Origin of the sequence: Pseudomonas fluorescens (assembly GCF_902497775.2) — a bacterium.
Lineage (GTDB): Bacteria > Pseudomonadota > Gammaproteobacteria > Pseudomonadales > Pseudomonadaceae > Aquipseudomonas > Aquipseudomonas putida_F.
The window spans coordinates 3,854,063-3,870,512 of record NZ_OZ024668.1; the positions used below are offsets into that span (position 1 = coordinate 3,854,063).

At 62.3% G+C, this 16,450-nt stretch carries 8 protein-coding genes; 4 read left to right on the forward strand and 4 right to left on the reverse strand.

Features of this window, described 5'->3' with window-relative positions:
- Positions 1 to 40 precede the first annotated feature (40 nt).
- The gene (locus tag F8N82_RS17695) at positions 41 to 925 is read left to right on the forward strand and encodes a DMT family transporter (RefSeq protein ID WP_038996487.1); all 885 of its coding nucleotides are present in this window, start codon (positions 41 to 43) and stop codon (positions 923 to 925) included.
- A 3-nt stretch (positions 926 to 928) separates the two neighbouring features.
- Here the strand turns inward: F8N82_RS17695 and F8N82_RS17700 are convergent, their stop codons facing one another.
- Positions 929 to 1,213, reverse strand: coding sequence for a SelT/SelW/SelH family protein (locus tag F8N82_RS17700; protein WP_038996489.1), 285 nt, complete (start codon positions 1,211 to 1,213; stop codon positions 929 to 931).
- Between the two features lie 70 nt (positions 1,214 to 1,283).
- On the opposite strand from F8N82_RS17700, the gene F8N82_RS17705 reads away from it, so the two are divergent.
- Positions 1,284 to 3,473, forward strand: a complete 2,190-nt coding sequence (locus F8N82_RS17705) for a patatin-like phospholipase family protein (protein ID WP_038996490.1) — start codon at positions 1,284 to 1,286, stop codon at positions 3,471 to 3,473.
- Between the two features lie 7 nt (positions 3,474 to 3,480).
- Here the strand turns inward: F8N82_RS17705 and F8N82_RS17710 are convergent, their stop codons facing one another.
- The gene (locus F8N82_RS17710) at positions 3,481 to 3,915 is read right to left on the reverse strand and encodes a MarR family transcriptional regulator (RefSeq protein WP_038996491.1); all 435 of its coding nucleotides are present in this window, start codon (positions 3,913 to 3,915) and stop codon (positions 3,481 to 3,483) included.
- A 118-nt stretch (positions 3,916 to 4,033) separates the two neighbouring features.
- The gene (gene recQ / locus F8N82_RS17715) at positions 4,034 to 6,172 is read right to left on the reverse strand and encodes a DNA helicase RecQ (RefSeq protein WP_038996492.1); all 2,139 of its coding nucleotides are present in this window, start codon (positions 6,170 to 6,172) and stop codon (positions 4,034 to 4,036) included.
- Between the two features lie 245 nt (positions 6,173 to 6,417).
- On the opposite strand from recQ, the gene F8N82_RS17720 reads away from it, so the two are divergent.
- On the forward strand, positions 6,418 to 7,005 hold the full coding sequence (locus tag F8N82_RS17720) for a YecA family protein (protein ID WP_038996493.1): 588 nt from the start codon (positions 6,418 to 6,420) through the stop codon (positions 7,003 to 7,005).
- 10 nt (positions 7,006 to 7,015) lie between these two features.
- Positions 7,016 to 7,381 (forward strand): YbaN family protein, encoded by a 366-nt coding sequence (locus F8N82_RS17725; protein WP_038996494.1) that lies wholly within the window; start codon positions 7,016 to 7,018, stop codon positions 7,379 to 7,381.
- 20 nt (positions 7,382 to 7,401) lie between these two features.
- On the opposite strand, the gene F8N82_RS17730 is transcribed toward F8N82_RS17725, so the two are convergent.
- Positions 7,402 to 16,005: a retention module-containing protein gene (locus F8N82_RS17730; protein WP_338918797.1), complete on the reverse strand. Its 8,604-nt coding sequence runs from the start codon at positions 16,003 to 16,005 to the stop codon at positions 7,402 to 7,404.
- Positions 16,006 to 16,450: the final 445 nt, after the last annotated feature.

Consider the following 16,450-nt stretch of genomic DNA (forward strand, 5'->3'; position numbering starts at 1 on the left):
TAAACTGGCGCCGCTGCCCTGCTCTATCACAAGGATCACCATGAATCACCGCACTGCCCTCGGCGCCCTGCACATCGGCGCACTGTTCTTCGGCCTCACCGGCGTGTTCGGCAAGCTGGCCAGCGCCGCACCTGCAATCATCGTCTTCGGCCGTGCCGCCTTCGCCGTACTGGCCCTGGCCGTGTTCGCAGGCTTTGCACGCAAGGCCTGGCAGCCCCTGCAGGCTCAGGACTGGCGCCGCCTGCTACTCGGTGGCGTGCTGTTGGCCGGGCACTGGGTGAGTTTTTTCATCGCCGTGAAAGTCGCCGGCGTCGCCATCGCCACCCTGGGTTTCGCCAGTTTCCCGGCCTTCACCGTGATCCTTGAAGGGTTGCTGTTTCGCGAACGTATCCGCAGCAACGAGATCGTTCTGGTGCTGCTGGTGAGCATCGGCCTGGTGCTGGTGACACCGGACTTCGACCTGGCCAGCCAGGCCACCGGCGGACTGCTTTGGGCGCTGCTCTCGGGCCTGCTGTTTTCACTGCTGTCATTGACCAACCGCGCCGGCTCCGGGCGGATTCCGGCGGTGCAGGCAGCCTTGTGCCAAAACGCCGTGGTCGCCTTGTGCCTGTTGCCCGCGGCAGCGCCAGCGCTGAGCGCCGTCAGCGCCATGGACTGGCTGTGGATAGGCCTGCTCGGCGTCTTCTGCACGGGCGTGGCGCATAGCCTGTTCGTCGCCAGCCTGGCGGTGATCAAGGCCCGCACCGCCGCCGTGGTATTTGCCCTGGAGCCGGTCTACGGCATTGCCTTGGCCTGGTTGATTTTCGCCGAAACGCCGACCCTGCGCATGCTCCTGGGCGGCGCACTGATCATCCTCGCCATTGTCATTTCCAGTCGGCTGGCAGCCAGCAACCCGCCGGTCAAAGCCGCTGCCGCCAGCGGTTGAGGCTCAGGGGCGGTCGTTGTGGCCAAGGTCGCGCTGCGGGTCGATCTGGTCGCGGACCCGCTGCTTGAGCACCTTGGCTTCGGGAAAGCCGCCATCGGCCTTGCGCTCCCAGATCTGCACGCCATCACAGGTGATCCGGAAGGTGCCGCCGGTGGCGGGCTCAAGGGCCACCCGGGCCAGGTCGTCACTGAACGTGCTCAGCAGTTCCTGGGCCAGCCAGGCGGCACGCAGCAGCCACTGGCACTGGGTGCAATAGGTAATGACAATTTCCGGTTTAGGCGCAGACATACTCTGAAGGTCTCCTGACAGGTGGGCGCGCTTATACTAGCGGTCTTTAGCCTTCGCTCCGAGAGCCATGATGCACCGCCTGCTGTTATCCCTGCTGCTGATGTTCGTTTGCTTCCCGCTGCTGGCAGCCGAAGCGCCCCGACCGAAAGTCGGCCTGGTGCTCTCCGGCGGTGCTGCCCGTGGCCTGGCCCATATCGGCGTACTCAAGGCCCTGGAGGAACAGGGCATCAAGGTCGATGCCATTGCCGGCACCAGCATGGGCGCGGTAATCGGCGGCCTGTACGCTTCCGGCTACAAGATCGACGAGCTGGAGAAACTCGCCCTGAACATCGACTGGCAGCAGGCGCTGTCCGATGCCCCGCCGCGCAAGGACGTGCCGTTCCGGCGCAAACAGGACGACCGCGACTTTCTCGTCAAACAGAAGCTCAGCTTTCGTGACGACGGCAGCCTGGGCTTGCCGCTGGGGGTGATCCAGGGCCAGAACCTGGCGCTGCTGCTGGAAAGCATGCTCGCCCACACCAGCGACACTCGCGACTTCGACAAGCTGCCGATCCCCTTCCGCGCCGTGGCCACCGACATCGCCAGCGGCGAAAAAGTGGTGTTCCGCCGTGGCCACCTGCCCCAGGTGATTCGCGCCAGCATGTCGATCCCGGCGGTGTTCGCCCCGGTCGAGCTCGATGGCCGGCTGCTGGTCGATGGCGGCATGGTCGACAACATCCCTCTGGATGTCGCGCGGGAAATGGGCGTGGACGTGGCCATCGTCGTCGATATCGGCACCCCGCTGCGCAACCGCAAGCAATTGGCGACCGTGGTCGATGTGCTCAACCAGTCAATCACCCTGATGACCCGACGCAACTCCGAAGAGCAACTGGCCGCCCTGCACCGCGACGACATCCTCATCCAGCCACCGCTGTCGAGCTTTGGCGTCACCGACTTCGGTCGCGCCCAGGAAATGATCGACGCCGGCTACCGCGCCGCCCGCGCCCTGGACGCTCGCCTGGCGGTGCTCAAGCGCCCGCAGGCTACCGATGGAGAGCTGCTGGCCGCACGCTCTCCCAATCAGCGCACCCCGGTAATCACCTCGATCCGCATCGAGAACGACTCGAAAGTCAGCGACGACGTGATCCGTTACTACATTCGCCAACCGATCGGCGAGCCGCTGGAACTGGGCCGCCTGCAGACCGACATGGGCACGCTGTACGGCCTCGATTACTTCGACCGGGTGCAGTACCGCGTGGTCCACAAGGGTGACGACAACACCCTGGTGATCAACGCCCGTGGCCGTCGTGGCGGCACCGACTACCTGCGCCTGGGCCTGAACCTGTCGGACGACATGCGCGGCGACAGCGCCTTCAACATCGGCGCCAGCTACCGGGTCAACGGTATCAACACCCTCGGCGCCGAATGGCTGACCCGCGCGCAGATCGGCGACCAGCAGGAGCTGTACAGCGAGTTCTACCAACCGCTGGATGCCGGCTCGCGCTACTTCATCGCGCCGTACATTGACCTGGGCTCGCAAAACATCGAAGCCACTCTGGACGACGACCCGATTGCCGAGTACCGCCTGGAACGCTACGGCTTCGGCCTCAATCTGGGCCGGCAGATCGGCAACAGCGGCGAAGTGCGTTTCGGCGTAGGTCAGGCCTGGGGCAAGGCTGACGTGCGTATCGGTGATCAGGACTTGCCAAGCTTCAGCTTCAACGAAGGCTTCTACGAGCTCAAGTACTCGTTCGACACCCTCGACAACGTCTACTTCCCCCATAGCGGCGAGGACATCAACCTGACCCTGCGCCAGTACGAAGAAAGCCTGGGTTCGGACCAACGCTACCGGCAATGGGATCTCAAACTGGACAAGGCCATGAGCAGCGGGCCCAACACCTGGGTGGTGGGCGGTCGTTACGGCAGGACCCTGGATGATGCCGAGGTGGTCACCTCAAGCTTCGTGCTCGGCGGTGCCCGGCAACTGTCGGGCTTTCGCCAGGATTCGGTGTCCGGGCAGAACGTCAGCCTGATGCGCGTGGTCTACTACCGCCGCCTGACCCCGCGTGCCTACCTGCCGCTGGACTTCCCGCTGTACCTGGGCGGTTCGCTGGAACGCGGTCGGGCCTGGAACAACGACAACGAGTTCGACAGTGGCTACATCAATGCAGCCAGCATCTTCGTCGGTTTCGAGACGCCCCTTGGGCCGCTGAACTTCAGCTACGGGGCCAACAGCGAGAATCAGAAGGCGATGTACCTGAACCTGGGCCACACCTTCTGAGGCGTGCTCAGGACTTTTCCAGGTTGGCCAGGATCCGCGCATGGACGCGCATGCAAATGCGCAGTTCCTCTTCGTCGACACCGACGAACAGTTCGGCGCGCAAGGCGTTGGCGATGGTTTCGATCTGGTCGATCAACGGCTTGGCCGGCGGGCAAAGGAGGATTTTTTTCGCCCGGCGATCTTCCAGTACCGCCTGACGGCGGACCAGGCCCTGGGTTTCCAGGCTGTCGAGCAGGCGGGCCAGGGTCGGGCCTTCGACGCCGACGCTCTGGGCCAGCTCACGCTGGGTTGGCGCCTCGTCGAAACGGGCCAGGTGCAGCAACACCAGCCAGCGGGCCTGGGACAGATTCAACCCGGCCAGGCGGCGATCGAGTTCGGCGCGCCAGCCGCGGGACATGTGTGCCAGCTGCATCCCGAATTTATGTTGGTCGGTCAACGGCATAGTAAAACTCATCATCAGAACTAATTATTAGTCAGCTAACCATGACCTTGAGCCACAGGCAAGGCTCATACAGCTGCCGGTGACTCGATAATCGTTATAAATGATGACAAAGCCGGGTTTACATCTCGAATTCGGCGGCCAGCGCAGCCCGCACGCAATACAACACGCCTTCGGGCACTCGCCCGCCAAACTGCTCGGCAATGGCCGACACCGGCGGCAACTCGCCCTCGCCATCGAGGAAGGCATCCTGTATCTCGCCCAACAGGTCTTCCGGCAGGTCCAGGGCCTGGTCCAGCGACAGTTCCTGGCGGCCAATGGCTTCGGCGAGCAAGCTGTAGACGTTCTTTTCGCTGCAGTTCAGCTGCCCGGCGATCTGCATCGGCGTCATGCCGGCGCGGGCCAGGCTGACCAGCTCGTGGCGCAGGTCGGTGACGATTTTCGGCGCCTCGACGCCGCCACCCAGCACTTCGAGGAAGGCTTCGCCGTAGCGCTCCAGCTTGCGCGCACCGACACCACTGACCCGGCCCATCTCGCTGAGGCTGGTGGGCTGGCTGCGCAGCATCTCCAGCAGGGTCGAGTCGGGGAAGATCACATACGGCGGTACGCCATGTTCTTCGGCCAGCTTGCGACGCAGCGTGCGCAGGGCTTCCCACTGCTCGCGCTCATCGCCACGCACCAGTTGGCTGGCCGGGCTGCCGCCACTGCTGCTGCCACCCTTGCTGCTGGATTGTGGCTTGAGGTCCTTGCGCAACTCGAGGCTGACGTCCCCGCGCAGCAACGGCCGGCAGGTGTCGGACAGGCGCAGGCCGCCGTAGCCTTCCAGGTCGATATCGGCCAGGCCACGGGCGACCAGCTGGCGGAACAGCGAACGCCAGTCGTGCTCGGAGCGGTCCTTGCCAACGCCGTACACAGCCAGTTTCTCGTGGCCGAAGTTGCGGATCTTTTCGTTGTCGCGGCCCAGCAAGACATCCACCAGGTGGCCAACGCCGTAGCGCTGACCGGTGCGGTACACCGCCGACAGCGCCTGACGCGCGGGCTCGGTGGCATCCCAGGTCTGCACGCCATCGATGCAGTTGTCGCAGTGACCGCACGGCTGGGGCAGCTCTTCGTCGAAATAATTGAGCAGGGTCTGGCGCCGACAGCGGGTTTCTTCGCACAGGGCGAGCATGGCGTCGAGCTTGTGTTGCTCGATGCGTTTGTGGCGCTCGTCGCCTTCGGAGTTCTGCAGCATCTGCTTGAGCATCACCATGTCCTGCAGGCCGTAGGCCATCCAGGCGTCGGCAGGCAAGCCGTCACGACCGGCGCGACCGGTCTCCTGATAGTAGGCCTCAAGCGACTTGGGCAGGTCCAGGTGGGCAACGAAGCGCACGTTGGGTTTGTCGATGCCCATGCCAAAGGCAATGGTGGCGACCATGATCAGGCCTTCCTCGTTGAGGAAGCGCCGCTGGTTCGACGCGCGGGTCTCGGCAGGCAGGCCGGCGTGGTAGGGCAAGGCCGGGAAGCCCTGCTCGCACAGGTAGGCGGCGACGTCATCGACCTTCTTGCGCGACAGGCAATAGACGATACCGGCGTTGCCGCGCCGCTCGCCGAGGAACGCCAGCAACTGCTTGCGCGGCTGTTCCTTGGGCACGATGCGGTAAAAGATGTTCGGCCGGTCGAAACTCGACAGGAAGCGCTCGGCGTTCTGCAGGTGCAGGCGGGTGACGATCTCTTCGCGGGTACGCATGTCCGCAGTGGCGGTCAGGGCGATGCGCGGCACATTCGGGAACAGTTCGGCCAGTTGCCCCAGTTGCAGGTATTCGGGACGGAAGTCATGGCCCCATTGCGACACGCAGTGGGCTTCGTCGATAGCGAACAGGGCGATGTCGAGTGTGCGCAAGAAGTCGAGCATGCGCGGCTGCACCAGGCGCTCTGGCGCCAGGTAGAGCATCTTCACTTCGCCTCGGCGGATACGCCCGGCCAGCTCGCGCTGCTGCTCGGCGCTGAGGGTGGAGTTCAGCGATGCGGCGGCCACGCCCAACTCGTCGAGGGTCGCGACCTGGTCATCCATCAACGCGATCAAGGGCGACACCACCACCGCCAGTCCCGGGCGCAACAGGGCCGGAACCTGGAAGCACAGCGACTTGCCGCCGCCGGTGGGCATCAGTACCAGCGCATCGCCACCCTTGGCCACGCATTCGATGATCGCGCCCTGGCGACCCCGAAAACTGTCGTAACCGAAGATGTCCTTGAGGACGCGCTGAGCCTGTTCGAGCATAAAAACTCCAAAAATCGCAGAACCATCCTGGGCACAGGCTGGACGAAAAACCCGCTGGCGACACCCGAAAATGCGTAAGCGGCTTTTACCCGACCCCCAAGTTGCAAGGGCCCTGGAATAAAAGCCGGGCATTATACCGGAGCCTGCGGCCTTGCAGGATGCTCTGCGATAGACGTCTTCCTTTGCCTCGTTTGCGCTGCAAGGTGCTAGAATTCAGTATCGTTTATTCCCAAGGTAGCCCCGTAATGTCCTTCGCCGAGCAACTGACCCGCCTGCAAGCCTTCCTCGACGCCGACGAGCTGCACGAAGAGGCGCTGGACTACGTGGCCGCTCACGGCTTTCTGACCGCGCTGTCGATTGGTGCCGAGGAAGTCCCCGAGCGCGAATGGATCGATGCCCTGTTCGCAGAAGAGCCGCACTACAAGGATGACGCCCAGCGTCAGGACATCGAAACCACGCTGATCCAGCTCAAAGCCCACGTTGCCCGCCAACTGGCCAGCGACGAGGAATTCGAACTGCCTTGCGACCTCGACCTCGGTGAAGACCCGGACGACTCCGACCTGCGCGGCTGGTGCATCGGCTTCATGGAAGGCGTGTTCATGCGCGAAGAGGCCTGGTTCGAGACCGCTGAAGAAGAAGTCAGCGAAATGCTCCTGCCGATCATGGTCGGTTCCGGTCTGTTCGATGAACAGCCAGAATTCGAAGACATCGCCAAGGACGCCAACCTGCAGGACGACATGATCGTGCAGATCCCGGAAGCGCTGACCGCACTGTACCTGCTGCTGCACGCCCCGGACGAAAAACCGGCGCTGCTCAAGCCACGCCACCACTGAGTCGGCGTCTATGCGCTACCTGCTGCTGGCCATCGGCTGGCTCAGCGTTGCGCTGGGGGTGATCGGGATCTTCCTGCCGGTACTGCCCACCACCCCGTTCCTGCTTTTGGCCGCTGCGTGCTTTGCACGCAGTTCGCCGCGCTTTCACCACTGGCTGGTCAACCACCCGCGGCTCGGGCCGTGGATTCGTGACTACCTCAGTGGCGAAGGCATTCCCCTCAAAGGCAAGGTCTACGCCATCGGCCTGATGTGGCTGAGCATCGGCCTGTCGTGCTATCTGGTGCCGTTGATCTGGGCACGGGGGTTCATGCTCACCAGCGCGGTGCTGGTGAGCATCTACATCTTGCGCCAGAAGACCCTGCGGCGACCGTCCTGAGCCCCCCCAGATCTACAGGGTCATACGGTATCCACCTTCAGCGAATGATCATTGAGCATGCCGTTGATGATCGTCGCCGTGTCCTGCCCCGCCGCAATCACTCCGCCCGCGCCTGCGGTCACACCATAGTGCTGAGCCAGGTTGACCCCTGCCAAGTCGATGGTCTGGGTCGGTGCAGCCCCCGCCACCGAACTGACCTCGATGGTCGACACCACACTGGCGCCACTGCCGGTGACCTTGAAGTGCAGGTAGTCATCCAGCGATGCTGTCGTCGTATTTTCACCCTGCAGCAGTTGCGACAGGTCCAGGTGATCGGTACCCGGAGTAAAGTCGGTGACCACATCGTGGCCAGTGTTGCCCTGCTGATACAGGAAGGTATCGCTGCCAGCCCCGCCGGTCAGGGTGTTGTTACCCCGGCCGCCGATCATCACATCGTCGCCGCCACCTCCGATCAGGGTGTCATTGCCCAACCCGCCGTTGAGCACGTTGGCGTTGTCGTTACCGGTCAGGTTGTCGTTGTAGTCCGAACCGATCAGGTTCTCGATCGATATCAGGTTGTCGCTACCCGCACCACCGGTATTCTGCGCACCGCCAGTATTCAGGTTGACCGTCACCGCACTGCCGGCGCCGGCATAGCTGGCGGTGTCGATACCCGCGCCACCGTCGAGCAGGTCATTACCGGCACCTGCGATCAACAGGTCGTTGCCATCGCCACCGTAGAGGAAGTCGTTGCCATCTCCGCCGACTAGCACGTCGTTACCCGCCCCGGCATTGAGGGTGTCGTCGCCGGTACCCGCCAGCAGGGTATCGTCGCCGCTGGTGCCGGTAAGGGTATTGCCCTCCTGGTAAGCAAAATCGACATTGCCGGTACTGCTGCCGCCATGCCCGTCGCTGAGGGTGTAGGTGCCGTAGGCGGTTTCGTTCTGGGCGTTGGAATAGTCGACGGTCATGGTCAATGCGTAGTTTTCAAAACCGTTGGCGTTGCCACCTGAAGGGTTGGTGAGGTTGACCAGGTGGATGCTGTACAGGCCGGCATGGCTGGCAGTGAAGGAGCCGCCGTCAGCGATGGTCTGGTAGCTGCCGGTTTCATCCTTCCATTCCATCAGGATGTTGCCAGCCGTCAGATTGTGATCGAGGGTCAGGGTCTCGCCTTTTTTCAGGGTGACGGTCAATACGTCCTCATCGTTGGCATTGGCGTTAGTCACCATTCCCAGGTAACCACTGACGACCAGCGCGGCAGTCATGGCATCTGCAGGGCCTCTGAAGGCACTACGCGGTAAATCCCGCAACTGGTTACCGCTGCTGTTGTTGGTGCCATTGAAGCTAACGGTCGGCGGTGTAGCACTGCCCACCGTAAAGCCGGCCCCCTTGGCCGCCCAACCGGTATCGAAGGTGGTCGTCGAAGGCACGCTGAGTCGGTCGTTGTTGGCATCGCTGTCATTGGCCAGCAGCGCCTCGGCGGGCACGGTGATACTGCTCGAGTTAATGTTGCTGATGATATGGTCGGCCCCGGCAACCGGCGCGGTATTGGCGTAGACATTGATCACCAGGTTGGCACTGGCGGTATCGCCATCGTTGTCACTGGCCACGAAGCCGATCTGCTCGACCTGGCCGCTGCCGGAGTCTTTGGGCGGCGTGTAGGTAAAATCGCCGGTGTCCATGTTGACCACGATGCTGCCGCCTATCGCCGTCTTCACGGTAATGCTGTTGGTGCCGGTATCGAAGGTGCCCCGATCCGCTGCACCGCTGGTGGCATAAGAGCCTGCACCGCCGTTGCCCTTCGGATCGTAGGTGTAGGTGGTGCCGTCAATCACCAGCGACTTGATGAAGCCGCCATCAGCGCCAAACTGCCCGCCACTCATCAGGCTGCCGGTAATCGGCGCGCCCTGTACGGTGCCGGACAGCACCGAGTTGAGCTGGTTGAGGTCGGTGACCACGGTCGCATTGGTGTCGGTATGGGTGCTGCCATCGTAGGACAACGGGTTGAGGTTGCCGGCGTTGACACCGCCACCCAGGCCAATGGCGTAGGACTTGATACCGTTGCTGTCGAGGAAGTTCTCCCAGACTGTTTCCCGCGGCGCAGTGATGGAGTGCCCCGAGGTCGGCTCGCCATCGGAGAAGAAGTACACGATGTTCTGCGCGCCGGTAATTTTGCCATTGGTGGTGTAGGCCGACTGCGCCGAGTTGATTGCCGAGTCGTAATAGGTCGAGCCACCGGCGCTGAGGCCATTGACGATAGCCTTGGCCTGATCGACGGTTACCCACACGGCTGACGGCTGGTTGGCCCCTGTGGAGAAGGTCACCAACTGGACCTTCACATCGCCCATTTCATCATACTTGTCGAGCAAGGCATTGATTGCCTGCTTGGCCAGTTGCATGCGCGTCAGCCCGGGTACACCAGAGGCTTCCGCCATACTGCCGGACACGTCGATGACCAGCAGCAGGTTGGAGTCCACCTGCCCCGGTGTAACCGAGCGCTCGGCCCCCGTTGCGTTCGGCACGTCGTCGACGATCTTCACGTCTATCGTGGCGCTGGCGGAGCTGCCATCGGTATCGGTGGCGACGACATTGATGCTCTCGTTCAGGTTGTTGATGCCATTGGCGTTCGGATGGTTTTCGCTGTCGAGCAAGGTGTAGGTGTAACTGACCACCCCGGTGGCCGGGTTGTACCCGGTGATGGTGATGGAGTTACCCAGCGGCGTAGTACCCGTCTGCGGGAAGCCACTGACCACACCACCACTGACGACGCTGATGCCACCCACGGTCAGGCTCTGCAGGCCATCGGGCGCCGTCACGGTGAAGCTGCCGTTCTGGGTCAGGCCCGGAGCGTCCGGGCTGGTGCCGTCGCTGAGGTTCTTCTCATAGACGGTCAGCTCGCCACCGTTGACGTTCAAACCGTCAATGGTCACCGGGTTGTCGAGGTTGCTGACATTGAGTTTCAGCGTCGCCGTGCTGGTGTCGCCATCGGCATCGCGCAAGGTGTAGGTGAAGCTCTCGACCCCAGTGCCACCACCGTGCAGGTTGATGAAGTCCTGGTCGTTGGGGTTCAGGGTGTAGGTGTAGGAACCATCGGCGGCCAGCACCAGAGTGCCGTAGGTACCGACGAAGGTGCCCGCGGTGATCGGCCCAGTTACCCGGTCAGCACCTTGCACGTCATTGGTCAGCACATTACCGGTCAAGGTCAGTTGCACTTCAGTGGCGGTGACTGCGTTGGTGTCGTTAACCGCGGCTGGCAAATCATCGACGATATTGACGTCGATCGAGCCGCTGGCGGTACTGCCGTCGGTGTCTGTAGCCGTTACGGTGAAGCTTTCGCTCAGGCTGTTGGCGCCATTTGCCGTCGGGTGATTTTCATTGTCCAGCAAGGTGTAGCTGTAGGTCACCACACCCGTCGAGGCGTCGTAACCGGTAATGGTCAGGGTGTTGCCCAGGGCGGTGGTCGCCGATTGCGGGAAGCCGCTGGATACGCCGCCGCTGACCACGGTGATGCCGCCAACGGTCAGGGTTTGTACACCGTCAAGCGCGGTGACGGTAAAGCTGCCGCTCTGGGTCAGCGCCGCACTGCCCGGGCTGCTGCCATCGCTGAGGTTCTTCTCAAAGACAGTCAGCTCGCCGCCGTTGACGTTCAAGCCATTAAGGGTGACCGGGTCGTTGAGGTTGCTGATATTCAGCACCAGGTTGGCGGTGCTGATGTCGCCGTCGGCGTCCTTCAGGGTGTAGGTAAACGTCTCGATGCCATTGCCGCCACCGTGCAGGTTCTTGAAGTCTGTGTCGGTGGTGTCGAGGGTGTAGGTGTAGGAGCCGTCGGCGGCCAGGACCAGGGTGCCGTAGGTGCCGACGAAGGTGCCGGCAGTAATTGGCCCGGTCGGAACCCGATCCGCCCCCTGCACGTCGTTGCTCAGCACGTTGCCGGTCAGGGTCAGCTGGTTCTCGGTGGCAGTAACCGCGTTGGTATCCCCTGCCGCAGTCGGCACATCGTCGACGATATTCACGTCGACCGAACCACTGGCGGTACTGCCGTCAGTATCGGTGGCGGTTACGGTGAAGCTTTCGCTGAGGCTGTTGGCGCCATTTGCCGTCGGGTGATTTTCATTGTCCAGCAAGGTGTAGCTGTAGGTCACCACACCCGTCGAGGCGTCGTAACCGGTAATGGTCAGGGTGTTGCCCAGGGCGGTGGTCGCCGATTGCGGGAAGCCGCTGGATACGCCGCCGCTGACCACGGTGATGCCACCAACGGTCAGGGTTTGTACACCGTCAAGCGCGGTCACGGTAAAGCTGCCGCTCTGGGTCAGCGCCGCACTGCCCGGGCTGCTGCCATCGCCGAGGTTTTTCTCAAAGACAGTCAGCTCGCCGCCGTTGACGTTCAAGCCATTAAGGGTGACCGGGTCGTTGAGGTTGCTGATATTCAGCACCAGGTTGGCGGTGCTGATGTCGCCGTCGGCGTCCTTCAGGGTGTAGGTAAACGTCTCGATGCCATTGCCGCCACCGTGCAGGTTCTTGAAGTCTGTGTCGGTGGTGTCGAGGGTGTAGGTGTAGGAGCCGTCGGCGGCCAGGACCAGGGTGCCGTAGGTACCAACGAAGGTGCCGGCAGTAATTGGCCCGGTCGGAACCCGATCCGCCCCCTGCACGTCGTTGCTCAGCACGTTGCCGGTCAGGGTCAGCTGGTTCTCGGTGGCAGTAACCGCGTTGGTATCCCCTGCCGCAGTCGGCACATCGTCGACGATATTCACGTCGATCGAACCACTGGCGGTACTGCCGTCAGTATCGGTGGCGCTGACCGTGAAGCTCTCACCCAAACTGTTGGTGCCGTTGGCGCTCGGGTGCGCTTCGTTATCGAGCAAGGTGTAGCTGTAGGTCACCACACCCGTCGAGGCGTCGTAACCGGTAATGGTCAGGGTGTTGCCCAACGCCGTGGTCGCCGATTGCGGGAAGCCGCTGGATACGCCGCCGCTGACCACGGTGATGCCACCAACGGTCAGGGTTTGTACACCGTCAAGCGCTGTGACCGTGAAGCTGCCGGTCTGGGTTAGCGCCGCATTGCCCGGGTCGCTGCCATCGCCGAGGTTCTTCTCGAACACGGTCAGCTCGCCGCCTCCGACGTTCAAACCAGTGAGGGTCACCGGATCATTGAGGTTCGTGACGTTGAGCACTAGGTTGGCGCTGGACACATCGCCGTCAGCATCGGTCAGGGTGTAGGTAAAGGTCTCGATGCCATTCCCACCACCATTCAGGTTGAAGAAGTCCGGATCGGCAGTGTCGAGGGTATAGGTGTAGGAACCGTCCGCGGCCAGGACCAGAGTGCCGTAAGTACCAACGAAGGTGCCGGCAGTAATTGGCCCGGTCGGAACCCGATCCGCCCCCTGCACGTCGTTGCTCAGCACGTTGCCGGTCAGGGTCAGCTGGTTCTCGGTGGCAGTAACCGCGTTGGTATCCCCTGCCGCAGTCGGCACATCGTCGACGATATTCACGTCGATCGAACCACTGGCGGTACTGCCGTCAGTATCGGTGGCGGTTACGGTGAAGCTTTCGCTGAGGCTGTTGGCGCCATTTGCCGTCGGGTGATTTTCATTATCCAGCAAGGTGTAGCTGTAGGTCACCACGCCGGTCGCCGGGTTATAGCCGGTGAGGGTCAGGGTGTTGCCCAGGGCGGTGGTCGCCGATTGCGGGAAGCCGCTGGCCACACCGCCGCTGACCACGGTGATCCCTCCTACAGTCAGGGTTTGCAGGCCGTCCGGCGCGGTGACGGTAAAGCTGCCGCTCTGGGTCAGCGCCGCACTGCCCGGGCTGCTGCCATCGCCGAGGTTTTTCTCAAAGACAGTCAGCTCGCCGCCGTTGACGTTCAAGCCATTAAGGGTGACCGGGTCGTTGAGGTTGCTGATATTCAGCACCAGGTTGGCGGTGCTGATGTCGCCGTCGGCGTCCTTCAGGGTGTAGGTAAACGTCTCGATGCCATTGCCGCCACCGTGCAGGTTCTTGAAGTCTGTGTCGGTGGTGTCGAGGGTGTAGGTGTAGGAGCCGTCGGCGGCCAGGACCAGGGTGCCGTAGGTACCAACGAAGGTGCCGGCAGTAATTGGCCCGGTCGGAACCCGATCCGCCCCCTGCACGTCGTTGCTCAGCACGTTGCCGGTCAGGGTCAGCTGGTTCTCGGTGGCAGTAACCGCGTTGGTATCCCCTGCCGCAGTCGGCACATCGTCGACGATATTCACGTCGATCGAACCACTGGCGGTACTGCCGTCAGTATCGGTGGCGGTTACGGTGAAGCTTTCGCTGAGGCTGTTGGCGCCATTTGCCGTCGGGTGATTTTCATTGTCCAGCAAGGTGTAGCTGTAGGTCACCACGCCGGTCGCCGGGTTATAGCCGGTGAGGGTCAGGGTGTTGCCCAGGGCGGTGGTCGCCGATTGCGGGAAGCCGCTGGATACGCCGCCGCTGACCACGGTGATGCCACCAACGGTCAGGGTTTGTACACCGTCAAGCGCGGTCACGGTAAAGCTGCCGCTCTGGGTCAGCGCCGCACTGCCCGGGCTGCTGCCATCGCCGAGGTTTTTCTCAAAGACAGTCAGCTCGCCGCCGTTGACGTTCAAGCCATTAAGGGTGACCGGGTCGTTGAGGTTGCTGATATTCAGCACCAGGTTGGCGGTGCTGATGTCGCCGTCGGCGTCCTTCAGGGTGTAGGTAAACGTCTCGATGCCATTGCCGCCACCGTGCAGGTTCTTGAAGTCTGTGTCGGTGGTGTCGAGGGTGTAGGTGTAGGAGCCGTCGGCGGCCAGGACCAGGGTGCCGTAGGTGCCGACGAAGGTGCCGGCAGTAATTGGACCGGTCGGAACCCGATCCGCCCCCTGCACGTCGTTGCTCAGCACGTTGCCGGTCAGGGTCAGCTGGTTCTCGGTGGCAGTAACCGCGTTGGTATCCCCTGCCGCAGTCGGCACATCGTCGACAATGGAAACATCGATACTCATGCTCGCGCTGCTGCCATCGGTGTCGGTGGCAATCACATTGAAACTCTCGCCAAGCGAGTTGCTGCCATTGCCTGCGGCATGCGCTTCGCTGACGTTGAGGGAATAGCTGTAGGTCACTTCACCGGTGGCCGGATTGTAGCCGCTGATGGTCAGGGTATTGCCCAGGGCGGTGGTGAGCGATTGCGGGAAGCCATTGACCACCCCGCCACTGATCACATTGATGCCGCCAACCGTCAGCGATTGCAGGCCGTCGGCTGCAGTCACGGTAAAGGTCCCGCCCTGGGTTAGCGCCGCCGCATCGGGGCCGCTGCCTGCCGTCAGGTTTTTCTCGAACAGCACCAGCTCGCCGCCGTTGATGCTCAGCCCGTTGAGCTCCACCGGATCATTGAGGTTGGTGACGTTGAGCACCAGGTTGGCGCTGGAGACATCACCATCGGCATCGGTCAGGGTGTAGGTAAAGGTCTCAACACCGTTACCACCGCCATGCAGATTGACGAAGTCCGGATCGGCAGTATTGAGCGTATAGGTGTAGGAGCCATCGGCGGCCAGCACCAGGGTGCCGTAGGTGCCGACGAAGGTGCCGGCAGCTATCGGCCCGGTCGGTACCCGGTCCGCGCCCTGCACATCGTTGGTCAGCACGTTGCCGGTCAGGGTCAGCTGGTTTTCCGTCGCGGTGACGGCATTGGTATCGGCCACCGCCCGCGGTACGTCGTCAATCACCGTGATGTCCAGCGAGCCACCGGCTACGTCGCCATCGGTGTCACTGACCAGTACCGCGATGCGTTCGCCGAGCCCATTGGCGCCAGCACCGCTCGGGTGAGTGTCGGCAACGCCAAGGGTATAACTGTAGCTGACCACGCCAGTAGCAGGGTCATAACCGGTGATGGTCAGTACATTGCCAAGGCCCGTGGTGATCGACTGGCCAACACCCGTCACCGCCCCTGCGGTGACAACATTGATGCCACCAACATTGAGGTTGAACACACCATCCGGTGCCTGCACCGTGAAGCTGCCCACCTGGGTCAGGGCTGCGGCATCGCTGGCAGAACCCTGAGCCAGATTGGCCTCGTTCAACGACAGCTCACCACCCTCGACGTCAAGCCCTTGAAGGCCGACCGGATTGTCGACCGCCGGCAGCGGCGGTGCATCGTCATTATTGTTGATCAGGCCAACATCCAGCTCCGGCAGTTCGGGAAAGCCGTTGAAGCCTGCAGTGGGAAAGCCAATGTGTGGATCAACGCGCCCGGCCACCTCGTCGAGAATGACGAAGGTATGCCCACCGCCCAATGCCCCTGGCGCACCACCGCTGCCTGGCCCCGCTGCAGTGGGATCGGCTTCCTGGCTCGGGTCGGCGCCAGCGGCGATGGCTTGCTGGAGTTTCTCGACATCGGTCAGTTGCGCCTGGCTGGGGGTCGATGACTCCGGGGTGTCGACATGCGGCGCCTGGTTGGCCAGCAGCTCAGGAGTCAGGGTCAGACTGCTGCCACGGCCGAGGGTCAGTTCGTTACCGTTTTGCAGGTGGACGGCAACAGCGCCCGCCAGGCCTGTGTCCAACTGCTCGCCGGCATATACCTTATCGCCTTCGACCAGCGGCCGGCGGCTGCCATCGCTGCCGACAGCGAAGACTTCACCCACCACCTTGCTGACGATACCGATTAACTTAGCCATGAGCACACTCCTCCACTGCAAATCGGATGATTGCAGCAAACGTGCGCTGAACTATCGCGTGGCCAACCCGGTGGTATTACCCCGGGCCAACGCTGAAACAGCCTGGCAATGCGAGATGATTTCAATGAAATCAATAACTTCGCCTGCCAGTGCTGCGGTGAAAGTGATTGAACGAAGTGGCCTAGTGACACCTGTCAATAAATTGTCGACAAACTTCGCCCCGCCTCCATCCCCTCCGCTACATCCATGCCCTATGCTGCAAAAACACGGGAACTTTCTCTGACGCCCGAAAAAAGCACCCTAGCGCTGATTCCACGGGCTGCCTGATATGAACAATGTCTTGGATTTCTTAGACCGCATAAGTTTTTTTTCGCATAACTCTTATGAAAAAATCTTCTTAGCTGTGCACGTAAATGTTCTTAGCTCTGTTGTTACAAGCCTGATA

What these genes read in the sequence shown, in the direction of transcription:
- F8N82_RS17695 (WP_038996487.1), top strand. Translation starts at nt 41, where the DNA reads ATGAATCACCGCACTGCCCTCGGCGCCCTGCACATCGGCGCACTGTTC.
- F8N82_RS17700 (WP_038996489.1), bottom strand. Translation starts at nt 1,213, where the DNA reads ATGTCTGCGCCTAAACCGGAAATTGTCATTACCTATTGCACCCAGTGC.
- F8N82_RS17705 (WP_038996490.1), top strand. Translation starts at nt 1,284, where the DNA reads ATGCACCGCCTGCTGTTATCCCTGCTGCTGATGTTCGTTTGCTTCCCG.
- F8N82_RS17710 (WP_038996491.1), bottom strand. Translation starts at nt 3,915, where the DNA reads ATGCCGTTGACCGACCAACATAAATTCGGGATGCAGCTGGCACACATG.
- recQ (WP_038996492.1), bottom strand. Translation starts at nt 6,172, where the DNA reads ATGCTCGAACAGGCTCAGCGCGTCCTCAAGGACATCTTCGGTTACGAC.
- F8N82_RS17720 (WP_038996493.1), top strand. Translation starts at nt 6,418, where the DNA reads ATGTCCTTCGCCGAGCAACTGACCCGCCTGCAAGCCTTCCTCGACGCC.
- F8N82_RS17725 (WP_038996494.1), top strand. Translation starts at nt 7,016, where the DNA reads ATGCGCTACCTGCTGCTGGCCATCGGCTGGCTCAGCGTTGCGCTGGGG.
- F8N82_RS17730 (WP_338918797.1), bottom strand. Translation starts at nt 16,005, where the DNA reads ATGGCTAAGTTAATCGGTATCGTCAGCAAGGTGGTGGGTGAAGTCTTC.